The sequence below is a fragment of the Deefgea salmonis genome (genome assembly GCF_020531905.1).
Classification (GTDB): Bacteria; Pseudomonadota; Gammaproteobacteria; order Burkholderiales; family Chitinibacteraceae; genus Deefgea; species Deefgea salmonis.
This window is the reverse complement of sequence record NZ_JAJAWG010000001.1, coordinates 340,435-353,307: the sequence shown is the minus strand read 5'-3', so window position 1 is coordinate 353,307 and position 12,873 is coordinate 340,435. Positions and strand designations below refer to the sequence as shown.

6 protein-coding genes are annotated in these 12,873 nt (G+C 51.4%); 3 read left to right on the top strand and 3 right to left on the bottom strand.

The genetic code is table 11. From position 1 onward, the window contains the following. Positions 1 to 125: 125 nt before the first annotated feature. The 3 genes from LG219_RS01515 to LG219_RS01505 form a co-directional block, all read right to left on the bottom strand. Complete coding sequence (locus tag LG219_RS01515) at positions 126 to 611, bottom strand: retropepsin-like aspartic protease family protein (protein WP_226762787.1); 486 nt, start codon at positions 609 to 611, stop codon at positions 126 to 128. 60 nt (positions 612 to 671) lie between these two features. Beyond that, positions 672 to 2,603, bottom strand: a complete 1,932-nt coding sequence (locus LG219_RS01510) for an ATP-binding cassette domain-containing protein (protein ID WP_226762786.1) — start codon at positions 2,601 to 2,603, stop codon at positions 672 to 674. A gap of 355 nt (positions 2,604 to 2,958) precedes the next feature. Beyond that, a complete protein-coding gene (locus tag LG219_RS01505) occupies positions 2,959 to 5,130 on the bottom strand; it encodes a DUF1631 family protein (RefSeq protein WP_226762785.1) in 2,172 nt (723 codons plus the stop codon). A gap of 196 nt (positions 5,131 to 5,326) precedes the next feature. Between LG219_RS01505 and LG219_RS01500 the strand changes: the two genes are divergently transcribed. The 3 genes from LG219_RS01500 to lysS all read left to right on the top strand — a co-directional run bounded on the left by LG219_RS01500 (position 5,327) and on the right by lysS (position 12,827). Then, a complete protein-coding gene (locus LG219_RS01500) occupies positions 5,327 to 10,054 on the top strand; it encodes an NAD-glutamate dehydrogenase (protein ID WP_226762784.1) in 4,728 nt (1,575 codons plus the stop codon). 79 nt (positions 10,055 to 10,133) lie between these two features. Further along, complete coding sequence (gene prfB, locus LG219_RS01495) at positions 10,134 to 11,237, top strand: peptide chain release factor 2 (RefSeq protein WP_226762783.1); 1,104 nt, start codon at positions 10,134 to 10,136, stop codon at positions 11,235 to 11,237. 69 nt (positions 11,238 to 11,306) lie between these two features. Beyond that, positions 11,307 to 12,827 (top strand): lysine--tRNA ligase, encoded by a 1,521-nt coding sequence (lysS, locus tag LG219_RS01490; protein WP_226762782.1) that lies wholly within the window; start codon positions 11,307 to 11,309, stop codon positions 12,825 to 12,827. The last annotated feature ends 46 nt before the right edge of the window (positions 12,828 to 12,873 follow it).

Here is a 12,873-nt window from a genome sequence, read left to right as displayed (position 1 = left end):
ACGCAGTATTGTTCGGTCTAAATTCCGAGCATCACGGCCCGCAGTAAACGAAACAATTTACCTTGATAAAATAAAAAATAGGCCGCTATCTCAGCGGCCTATTTTTTATTCACGATCCATCAATTTTAATTGATCAGTTTTAAATGCATTTGCTGGTCTTGCGTGCGAATGTCAAAGTGTCGAATAATATTCATCCCCAGTAAGACTTCATCGCCTAAATTGGGCAGCACTCCGACTCGAACGTTTTCAAAGCGATACGGACCAAAACTTAATTCGTTCAACCTAGATTCGTAACCTGCCACTTCGCCATTGGCGGTGCGCGCAATAAACGATTCGCCGCGTGGCAAATTAAGCCGTGTCGCCAAGCGCTCACTCAGCGTAATCGATGTCGCACCGGTATCGAGCAATAGCGTGACCGCCGCACCATTGATCTGGCCGTTGATGCGAAAATGGCCGTCTCTGGCTCGCTGCAAAGTGAGCTCAGCGGCATTGCCAGTTTGGATAATCTGCATTTTTGGCTGATATTGCTGAGCGATAAAGCCACTAAATACCCAATAAATCAACGCCAATACCAGCGCCCAAACCCAGAAAATAGCCCAATTCGATCGCATAATACCTTTGGATATTGCCCGCTAGACCAACAAGAAATTAGTCTAGCGGGCAATACATCATCACACTGACAGATTGTCGATTTCTTCGCTCACACTCACCCAAGCGAGCTCTCGCTCGGCGAGTTTCTCTTTGAGCTTGATTTCGCTGGCCAATATTTTTTGCAACGCGTCTTTACGCTCAGGCAAATACAAGGTTTCATCGGCCAAAGTACTGGTGATGGTGGCTTGCTCGGCGCTAATTCTGGCCATTTCAGCTTCAATTCGCGCCAAATCTTTTTCTAGCGGTTTGCGCGCATTGGCTAATTTTTGCCGTGCTTCAGCTTCGAGGCGTTTTTGCTCTTTGCGATTCACCGTTGGCGCAGTGCTATTGCTGGTTGCACTCGCTGCTGCCACCACGGCGGATTTGTCACTGCTGCGTTTTTCTTGGCTGTAACGCGTGTAATCGTCCAAATCGCCATCAAAAGGCTGAACTTTACCGTCTTCAATCAACCAAAAATCATCAACTGTGGCGCGCAAGATGTGTCGATCATGCGAAACGACAATCAAAGCGCCGTCAAAATCTTGCAGCGCAAACGTCAGCGCCTCACGCATTTCGATGTCCAAGTGATTGGTTGGCTCATCGAGCAGCAATAGATTCGGTTTTTGCCAAATCAGCAAAGCCAAGGCCAAACGCGCTTTTTCACCGCCAGAGAAGGGTGCAATCGGATTAAGCGCCATCGCGCCGTGGAAATTAAACCCGCCCAAGAAATTGCGATGCTCTTGTTCACGCGTATTCGGGTCGATTTTTTGCATATGCCACAGCGGCGACTCGTCGATGCGCAGATATTCCAGCTGATGCTGGGCAAAGTAACCAATTTTCAGTCCTTTGCCTTCGGTACGAATCCCCGACAGCAAGTCTTGCTCACCCGCCAGAGATCGGATAAAGGTTGATTTACCCGCACCATTCACCCCGAGTAAACCCAAGCGCGCTGAGTTATCGACGCTCAGATTAATGCCCGATAAGATCGGATGCTCGGCGCTGTAACCTGCCGACGCCATTTCGAGATGCACCAAAGGATTTGGGCTTGAATCGGGCTCGCGGAACGAGAAATTAAACGGCGAATCCACATGCGCAGCAGCGATTTTTTCCATCTTTTCCAAGGCTTTTACCCGACTTTGCGCCTGCTTGGCTTTACTGGCCTTGGCTTTAAAGCGGGTAATAAAGCTTTCTAAATGGGCGATTTGCCGTTGTTGCTTGTCAAAAGCTTGTGATTGCTGCGCTAAGCGCTCAGCACATTGATTTTCAAAATCTTCGTAAGTACCGGTGTAAACCGTGAGTTGCGCGTTATCAACGTGCAAAATTTGCTTGATGGTGCTGTCTAAGAAATCTCGGTCATGCGAAATAATCAACAGCATGCCTGGGTAGGTTTTGAGCCATTCTTCCAGCCAAACCACGGTTTCTAAATCCAAGTGATTGGTGGGTTCATCGAGCAGCAACAGGTCTGAGCGACACATTAACGCTTGTGCCAAATTCAAACGCATCCGCCAACCACCAGAAAAACTCGATACTGGGCGTGAATTTTCTTCTAAAGAAAAACCCAAACCGGCCAATAATTTGGCCGCGCGCGCTTGCGCGGTATAGCCGTCAATGGCTTCAAGGCGAGCAAATAGCTCACCATGCGCCATGCCGTCATCATCGGCGTCGTAAGTAATCGCGGCAATTTCGGCTTCGATTTTACGCAGTTCAATATCGCCATCCAGCACGTAATCAAGCGCCGAGCAGGGCAAAGCTGGGGTTTCTTGCGCCACATGCGCAATCGCCACCCGAGGTGGCATTTCTAAATCGCCTTCATCGGCATGAATTTCATCACGCAATAAGGCAAAAAAACTGGATTTACCCGCGCCATTGGCTCCAACTACCCCGGTTTTTGAGCCCGGTTGTAGTGTGAGTTCGACACGATTAAGGAGCACCTTGGTGCCGCGACGGAGTGTGAGTGTTTTAAGTCTGATCATGGGGCAAGATTCTAACAGAGCTAGCCGCCTTGATTGCCTTTGCGACCAGGAAAATTACCCAGTTTACTGAAAAATAATGCCACTTGAATGCATCTGACGCGAAGATCGCCGCAATCGATGCCTGTCAACACGGCAAATCAGCGTACTGGACAATAAATAACCGCCACCTCAGGGTGACGTAAGTGACTGCAATCATACCGTACCGCCCTAGCGGGCGCATAAAGCAAACACGCCACCGCAAAACAACAAAGCGTCAAAATCGCCAGCTCGGTGGACGTTGGCTTTCCCGCCGCTGGCGCGCTTTTACCGCACAAACAACCGATCCTGCGAGCGTAATTTAGTCGAGCGACATTATTTAAATTGCTGCTTTAAATTCATTCAAAGCTTGATCCATCAAACTATTGCCCGTTTGGATACGGCGAATTCGGCCACTACTGAGCGCCTCAAGCAACTCGGCGTGTAAAAAAGCCTGACTATTGCCGCCATGCCGATTGGTAAACAAATACCGTGTCGCCTTCGGGCTAATCCACGACAACCGTAAACGTAAAACCACGTCTTGCTCGCCAAGCCATTCCACCCACTCACCCCGAACCGGAAAGGCACTGTGCGGCGGTAAAGACGCACACGGCAAGGCCGCTTTATTTTCTTTGGCGGCCTCATTATCGATCGACGGCAAAATCAGCTCGGGAGGCGTAGCAACGGGCGCCACGGCTGGGCGCAAACCATTACGAATCGCTGCGGCATGGCAATGCACTAATTCGGCAAAAAAATCCTTGGCTGCGGCATCGCTCATGCCCTGCTCGCGAGCGATGTCTTCTAACGACTTAAGCATGCTGGGCAACACATTGACCAAGGCAAAACGCTCATCTGCCCCTTGCTTGGCTTGAACACTCCAAATCAAATCGTCCATGGTTTTTAGCGCCGCGATAAACTCTGGCGCACTTTCACCGACAATACCAAAGCGCCCCGCCAAAGCGAGGGACCAGTATTGCGCTAAAAAATCACGCACCAAGGTCGGCACCTCTGGCTGGCTTAGCCGCGACTGCACCAAGGCCTCACTGGTGGCGGTGGCCAGTTCGGCCATCTCGTTTTGCAGTAAAGCTTGCGCATTGCTTTGCAGAGCAACCTCAAGTGCTGCCGCTTCAGCATCTTGCAATGCGCTTAGTGCGGCAAGCGCTTGATCAAAAACGACAACATCATCAGTAAATTGCTGGCCAATTTGCGTCACGATCACCGCAATTTGATCATAACGCGCATCGCCAGCCCGCATATCGGGCTCGTCGAGCGTAATCTCGGCCAAGGTATCGAGCAAAACCCGCGCACTGTGTTTTTTATTGGCAAAAAAACCAGCGTCCAGCATCGCCACTTTTAAAATTGGAATTTGCAGCCGCGCAATCAAGCCCTTTACCGAGACCGACAGTCGCGCATCATCGAACATGCGTTCAAACAATAAAGCGATGAGCTCTAGTGTCATGGCATCCATTTGCGCTAGGTTTTTGGCCCAAGCAGAATGCCGCAATACGCCTAACAGATTACGCTCAAAGACTGCTTCATCGGCACCATTGAAGGCACTGGCCACCGGCGGCTTGTGTTGCAGTACATCCAAAACCGACATCCAACTCGGCGCGGCATCTGCCTCGCTATGTTGTACCGCTGTTTGTGCCGACGGTGCCAAGTGTGCCGTCAACGACACTGGCGCAGCTACGCTCGAGGTGATGGCACTCGCTACGTCGACATTGGCTTGCGGCCCAATTGCCGATGCTGCATGGGTTTGACGCTTGATCGAGTTTGGCATGACTCGATCAACATTTTGCGTAATTAAGTATTGATTGACATGCCGATACACGTCGGCCACTTGGCTCGATAGTTCATTTTCAAAGGCTTTGAGCGCCACTAAGCGCGCGTCAATCCCCGTTTCAAGCTGTTTGCACGCCTGCATAAACGCGTCGCAAATGGCCTCTGGCGACAGCGGATTAATCGCACCATCCGCCTGCGTAGGCATTAAACCGGCAAATCGCTGTTCAAGTTCGGTGAGCGCCGCGCCGCCGGTATGTTTAAACGCCTTTACGACCAAATCGGCGGAGAGGTTTTCTTCGTACTCTTCATTGGCCACCAAACTCAATTGATCCAAATTGGCTTGAACCCGATAAAAAGGGCTTCTCGTTTCTGACGTATCAAGACGCGATGTTGTGCGCATCCGATCATTAAAGCCCGACAAAAAATGATGCTTAAATTGCGCCGCCAGCACATCGCGCTTCTGGTGCGTTGCTTCTCGGGCGGCGAAATAGTCATCGCGCAACTTGCGATCAAACGTGGTGTCGGCCAGTTCAAAATAAGTCTCTTCTAGTCGCTCAAAAAAACCATCCATGGACTGGCTCAACATGTTGAGCGCCAGATCACGGCACATGAGCAGCATGGGGTCGACCTCGACCGATGCGGTCATGCCCGCTGCGATTGGATTAGCAAGAATAGAGCAAGCTTGGCTCATAACTACGGCCTCTGAGTTGGCGGCGAACAATGCACACATTAGAATTCTATGATATAGAACTATTACCCGTCAGTCATTTTAATTGCGTCTTTTATTCAAACGTTCATTACTTCAACACCTTAGATCTCTGTCACCAAAGCAATTAAGCCATTAAATAGGTGGTAACCCTTGTTGGAAGGATCATCAACAGCGTCTACAGTGGAGGCCTGCATCCAGTCGATAGGCCCCAGTCAAAATGAGCACAATCACGCCTTTGCAAGCCCTCCAAACATGGGCTACCGAACACACCGCAGGCGATATTGCCGTGGCGCTACAGCAATATTATGCCAACGTACCTGAAGATGATTTACAAGCCCGTGCGACCGAAGATTTAGGCGGCGCACTACTGGCCCACTGGCGTATGGCTGCGGTGCGCTTGCCACAGCAACGCCTCGTCCGCGTTTACAATCCCAACTTAAGCGAGCATGGCTGGCAATGCCCGCACACCGTCATTGAAATCGTTCAAGACGACATGCCGTTTTTGGTTGATTCGGTAGGTATTGTTCTGACCCGCTTAAAATACACCGCGCACAGCGTTATACATCCGGTTTTTAAAGTTTTGCGCGACGCAGAGGGCCGAATCAGCCGGCTCGACCCACAAGGCTGCGCCGAATCATGGATGCACTTTGAAATCAACCGCATCAGCGATGCGGCCGACATGGCGCATATCGAACAAGAGATCAACCAAGCGCTCGATAGTATCGCCACCTCCGTTGCCGACTGGCCCGCCATGACCGATCGTGTGATGGCGGCGCTCGAACAGTTGCGCAGCGATCCACCGCCACTGCCTCGCGCTGTTGTGACTGAAACCGTTGCTTATCTGGAATGGCTACTGTCCGGGCACTTTGTTTTCTTAGGTTTGCGCGACTACCAATTTAATGACGAGTCACTCAATGTGGTTCCGCATTCGGGCAAAGGCCTGCTGCGCGACAACGGACTGGCCGCCCCGTCCCACGTTTGGACCGGGCTTTCGCCCGATTTACGCCAAATCGCTTACGCCCCCGAGCGATTATTAATGCTCACCAAGTCGGACCATCGCTCCATCGTCCATCGTCCGGTGTATTTAGATACGGTATTGCTGCGCAACGTGAACGCTGCGGGGCAATTAATCGGTGAATTACGCATTGTGGGCCTGTATTCGGCCAGCGCCTATACCGCACCGCCGCGTCAAATCCCAATTTTGCGGCAAAAAATCGATCGTGCCATGGCGCTTTGCGGTGCCGAGCTGACCGGCTATCGCGGCAAAGCCTTGCTCAATGTGCTCGACACCTATCCGCGCGACGAACTCATCGAAATTGAGGCCGCTGAATTGGCGCGTATCGCCAATGGCGTGGTGAATTTGCACGAAAGAAATCGCGTGCGGGCGTTTTTTAGAGATGACATATATCGACGTTACGTCTCGGTCATGGTCTTTGTGCCGCGCGACAATTACAGCACCGACGTTCGCATTAAAATCGGCAATCTCTTAATGCAACACCTCAACGGCAGTGCGACTGAATTTAATGTGTTATTGAGCGACAACCCGCTAGCTCGAATTCATTACATTGTTCGCCGCTCAGCCACCAGCGATACTCAGTACGACGCCAAAGCCATTGAAGTCGAAATCGAACACCTCGCACAGCGCTGGCAAGATGGTCTGCATCAGCAATTAATCCAAAGCTTTGGCGAAGAAAAAGGCGGCACGCTGCTGCAGAAATACTTAAATGCATTTCCTGCCGCTTACTGCGCTGATTTTTCGGCCCGAGTTGCAATCCACGACGTGGAAGCCCTCGAGCGAGCACTGCAAACCCAGCAACTGGTCGCCACACTCACCCCAGGTAGCGCGCTGGACGAAATGGTCTGGCGCTTAAAACTCTATCAACATCAAGCCATTGAATTGTCAGACTTTTTGCCGTTACTCGAAAGTCTTGGTGTGCGCATTCTCGATGAGCGCCCCTACACCATTCACTTTGAAGCGCAGGCGGCATGGATTGTCGATATCGGCATTCGTCTGCCCGCACAAGCGTCGCTTGAATCGGCCGAGCAACGGCTACGGTTTTTGGCTGCATTTATCGCCCTATCCAAAGGCGCGGCCGAAAACGACAAACTCAATCAACTGATTCTGCATAACGGCTTAGCTTGGCGCGACGTACTGATTTTGCGCGCTTATTCGCGCTTTTTAAAACAAGTTGCGCTCAAGTACGACATGGATACGATTGCCGATTGTTTATTGCGCTACGGCACACAAGCCCGACAATTGGTACACGCTTTTGAATTATTACACCACCCACAACAGGCCGAGCCCGCTGTGGCTGACATCGTAATCGAAGAAATCGCGCAAGCGGCGCGCGCCATGCCCAATATTGATGATGAAAAAATCATTAGCGGCCTACTATCGGCCATTCAAGCCACGTTGCGGACTAATTTTTATCAAGACAACGGCAACAAAGCTTACTTATCGCTCAAAATTGCCTCTGGCCAAATGCCGATGATGCCGCAGCCGGTGCCACTGTATGAGATTTTTGTGTACTCACCGCAAGTTGAAGGCGTGCATCTACGCGGCGGTAAAGTAGCACGTGGCGGTTTGCGCTGGTCAGATCGTCGCGAAGACTTCCGCACTGAAGTGCTCGGCCTAGTAAAAGCACAAATGGTAAAAAACACCGTGATTGTGCCAGTGGGCTCCAAAGGGGGTTTTATCGTTAAAAACCCACCCCTTGAGCGCGAAGCTTTGCTCGCTAGCGGCGTGGCCTGCTATCAAACCTTTATCCGTGGCTTGCTGGATTTAACTGATAACTTTATTAACGGACAAGTTATTCCACCGGCCGATGTCTTGCGCCGCGATGGCGACGATCCTTACTTGGTGGTGGCTGCCGACAAAGGTACGGCCACTTTTTCAGACATCGCCAACGCCATCTCGCAAGAATATAACTTCTGGCTGGACGACGCGTTTGCCTCCGGCGGCTCGGTCGGTTACGACCATAAAAAAATGGGCATTACCGCCCGAGGCGCATGGATTTCTGTCGAGCGCAGCTTCCGCGAAATGGGCATCGACACCAATACAGACCCGTTCACCGCCGTTGGTATTGGCGACATGTCGGGCGATGTATTTGGCAATGGCTTGCTGCGCACACCCACGATCCAGTTAATTGCCGCCTTTGATCACCGCCATATTTTCCTCGACCCGCAACCCAATACCGCGATCGCGTTTGCCGAGCGCGCACGCATGTATGCACTGCCGCGCTCTTCATGGGCTGATTACAATCCGGCATTAATTTCAGAGGGTGGCGGGGTATATGCGCGCAGCCTGAAAAAAATCAAGGTCTCTGAGCAAATACGTCACCTACTGCAGATTGAAGACAGCGAACTTGAGCCCGATCAACTGATTCAAGCGCTACTCAAAGCGCCGGTCGATTTGCTCTACAACGGCGGCATCGGCACTTATGTAAAATCGAGCGCGCAAACCCACGCTGACGTGAACGACAAAAACAACGACGCCGTCCGCGTCGATGGCCGCGACTTACGTTGCAAGGTGATTGCCGAAGGTGGGAACCTTGGCTTTACGCAACTGGGCCGCATTGAATACGCCCTCAATGGTGGACGAATTCATACCGACGCCATTGATAACTCTGCGGGTGTGGATTGCTCTGACCATGAAGTAAATATCAAGATCCTGTTGGGCCGCATCGTTGCTGATGGTGATTTAACACTCAAGCAGCGCAATGAAGTGCTCGCCAGCATGACTGACGAAGTCGGTCATATGGTATTGCGTGACAATGAATTGCAAACCCTCGCCATCTCGCTGGAGTTTTCGCAATCGCTGTCGTTGGCTTCAGTTCATCTGCGCTTAATGCAGTCGATGGAGGCGGCGGGCAAGCTCTCACGCCGCATTGAATATCTACCGAGCAACAATCAACTGATTGAGCGGCAAACACTCGGGCTTGGACTCTCTCGCCCTGAAATTGCAGTATTAATGGCCTATGCCAAGATTGTCATTAAACAAAACCTGCTCGACGAGTCATTAATTGACGCCAGCAAATGGGATCAGTTACTCAGCCAATACTTCCCAAGTCGTTTGCGTGATTCTTTTACGGCACAATTGTCTTTGCATCCTTTACGGCGTGAAATTATTGCCACTGTGCTGACCAATCACATTGTCAATCGCTTTGGCACCAACTCGGTTTATCGCTTGCAAGAAGAAACTGAGCGCAGTTGCAGCGATATTGTCGACGCTTTAATCGCCGCCGAAAGCTTGCTCGACAGTGAGGCGCTGGCACTTGAAATCGAACAAAACGCCGATCAATGCAGCAGCGAAGGTCAAAACACCCTGCTACTCCAAGTTCGCCGTCAAACCGAACGCGTGGCGCGCTGGCTACTACAGCAAACCTTAAGCAAACCGGCGGTCGATCACATGCGAACTTGCGCGGCATTGGCCCTACCCCAGCTGCCACTTTGGTTGGCCAGCAGTCCAAGCCACCAAACGCAAGCACTGCAGTGGCAAACCACGGGCGTGAGCACCGGATTGGCGATGAAGGTGCTGGCGATCCAAGAGGCGCAATCTTTGCTTGAACTCAGTCAGTGCAGCAATGACTCCGGGCAATTGGCCGAGCACATGCGCATGTATTTGGCACTCGGCGAAGCGCTCGAGCTCAAATGGTTGGCGCTCGCCATCGAGCAATTGCCACGCGAAAGTCGCTGGCAAACACTGGCTCGCTTGGCGGTGCGGGATGATTTGCAACGCCTACACAAAGAGCTATTTATGCAAGCATGGCAACAAAGCCCCGACAATCTGAGCGATTGGCTAGCGCAAAACAGTAACGCCCGAGAACGAGTTGGCGCTATGTTTACCGAACTACGGGCCGCCACCCCCGATTTGGCGATGATTTCAGCGGCACTGCGCGAGCTACGCCACCGATTAATCGTTAAAACTGCACTTAGCGAGGTTTAGTTATGCATTTCCGCTACTGCGAAGGCGCACAGACTGATATAATTCACGGTTTTGCAATAGCAAACGCGGATTCTATCGCATGGAAGCGGAACAGCTTAATCAGATTGAAAACCAGCTCAAAGAGCTAGGCGTACGCGCAGACGAACTTAAGCGCTATCTTGACTACCCCGGCAAAGTCGATCGACTCGAAGAAGTCGTTCGACTTTCTGAGGCGCCAGAAACCTGGAATGACCCTAAAAAATCCCAAGAAGTCGGCCGAGAACGAAAAGCCCTAGAGGACATCGTTCTGGTTTTGGATCGTGTCGCCGATGGTGTCAACGATTCGCTTGAGCTGTTTGAAATGGCCAAAGAAGAAAGCGACTTTGGCACCGCCGAAGTGATCGCGCAAGAATACGCCTTACTTGAGGCCGAAGTCGCCAAGCTCGAGTTTCGCCGGATGTTCAATAACCCAATGGATCCAAATCCTTGCTTTATTGATATTCAATCTGGCGCTGGCGGCACCGAAGCGCAAGACTGGGCTGGCATGCTATTGCGGATGTATGTTCGCTATGGCGAGCGCAAAGGCTTTACCGTTGAAGTGATGGAGCAGTCCGATGGCGACATCGTCGGCATCAGCCAAGCCACCATCAAACTGACGGGCGATTATGCCTATGGCTTTTTACGCACCGAAACCGGCGTACATCGTCTGGTTCGCTGCTCGCCATACGACTCAAACAACCGTCGCCACACCTCATTTGCCTCGGTATTTGTATACCCAGAAGTGGATGACAGTTTTGAAATTGACATCAACCCGTCTGACGTGCGCACCGACACCTATCGCGCCTCAGGCGCTGGCGGTCAGCATATTAACAAAACCGATTCGGCCGTTCGTTTAACGCACATCCCGACCAATACCGTCGTGCAATGCCAAAACGATCGATCACAGCATAAAAACCGTGATGAGGCGTGGAAAATGTTACGGGCCAAGTTGTTTGAGCTTGAGCTACGTAAACGCATGGAAGCACAGCAATCACTCGAGGCGACCAAATCTGACATCGGCTGGGGGCATCAAATTCGTTCTTACGTGTTTGATCAAAGCCGCATCAAAGATTTACGCACCAGCTTCGAAGTGGGCAATATCAAAGGCGTCATGGACGGTGATCTTGACAACTTTATTGCAGCCAGCCTCAAACAAGGCGTTTAATTTTTAGTACCCAAGCAGGGAGCGATCATTCGCTCCCTGATGTCATTAAGTGTATTGAGTGGAAAAACGATGAGTGAAAATCAAGTTACAAGCCAAGCCGTCGAAGTGGCGGTCGATGAAAATCAAATTATCCTAGAACGCCGCGCCAAGCTGGCCGCCATTCGCGCCAAAGGTATTGCTTTTCCCAACGATTTTAAGCGCGAACACCTCTCTGGCCCGCTGCACGACCAATACAATGCACTCGAAAAAGCCGACCTTGAGTCACAAGCCGTGATGGTTGCCGTAGCTGGCCGTATGATGCTCAAGCGGGTAATGGGCAAAGCCAGTTTTGCCACCATTCAAGACAGCACTGGTCGCATCCAGTTTTACATCAGCAAAGAAAGCGTCGGCGAAGCCGTGTATGACGACTTCAAAACTTGGGATTTGGGCGACATCGTTGCTGCACGCGGCACACTGATGAAAACCAAAACCGGCGAGCTATCGGTCCACGTGACTGAATTGCGCCTATTGACTAAATCATTGCGCCCACTGCCAGACAAACACCACGGCATGGCCGATCAAGAACAAATTTATCGCCAGCGCCATCTTGATCTGATTACCAACGATCATAGCCGCAGCACATTCATCAAACGCTCAAAAATCATCCAGCGCTTGCGTGAATTCATGGTACACGAGGACTACCTCGAAGTCGAAACGCCAATGATGCATTCGATTCCTGGTGGCGCAACGGCCAAGCCATTTGTGACGCATCATAATGCGCTAGATATGCCTTTATATTTGCGTATCGCACCCGAGCTCTACCTCAAACGCCTGGTTGTTGGCGGCTTAGATCGGGTATTTGAAATCAACCGCTCGTTCCGCAATGAAGGCATGAGCACACGCCACAATCCAGAATTCACCATGATCGAATTCTACGAAGCGTACGCCGACTACCAACGTATGATGGAAATGGCCGAAGGCATCATTCGCGCCTGCGCCAAAGAAGTCTGTGGCGGCACGATGATTGAATACCAAGGCAAACCGGTTGATTTATCCAAACCATTTACCCGCTTTACCATTGCCCAAGCCATCCAGCACTACAACCCAGAATACACTGACGCACAATTGAATGACGCGGACTTCCTCAAAACCGAAATTGCGCGTCTTGGCGGCAAACCGGTACTGACGGCGGGCATTGGCGGCTTGCAATTGAGTTTGTTTGAAGAAAACACCGAAAGCAAACTGTGGGAGCCGACCTTTATCGTTGACTACCCTGCTGAAGTTTCGCCGCTGGCGCGCGCATCAGACACGCAAGCGGGACTGACTGAGCGCTTTGAATTATTCATCGTTGGCCGTGAACACGCCAACGGTTACTCAGAGTTGAACGACCCTGAAGACCAAGCCGCACGCTTCCAAGCTCAAGTTGACCTCAAAGACAAGGGTGACGACGAAGCGATGCACTACGACGCCGATTATGTTCGCGCGCTGGAGCATGGCTTAGCCCCAACAGGCGGCTGCGGGATTGGCATTGACCGCCTGGTTATGTTGCTAACCAATGCGCCAAGTATTCGCGATGTGATTTTGTTTCCACAGATGCGCCGCGAAGACTAAGCCAATAGACCGTATTGCCCGCCAGCCCTTTTAAATTAAAGTCTAG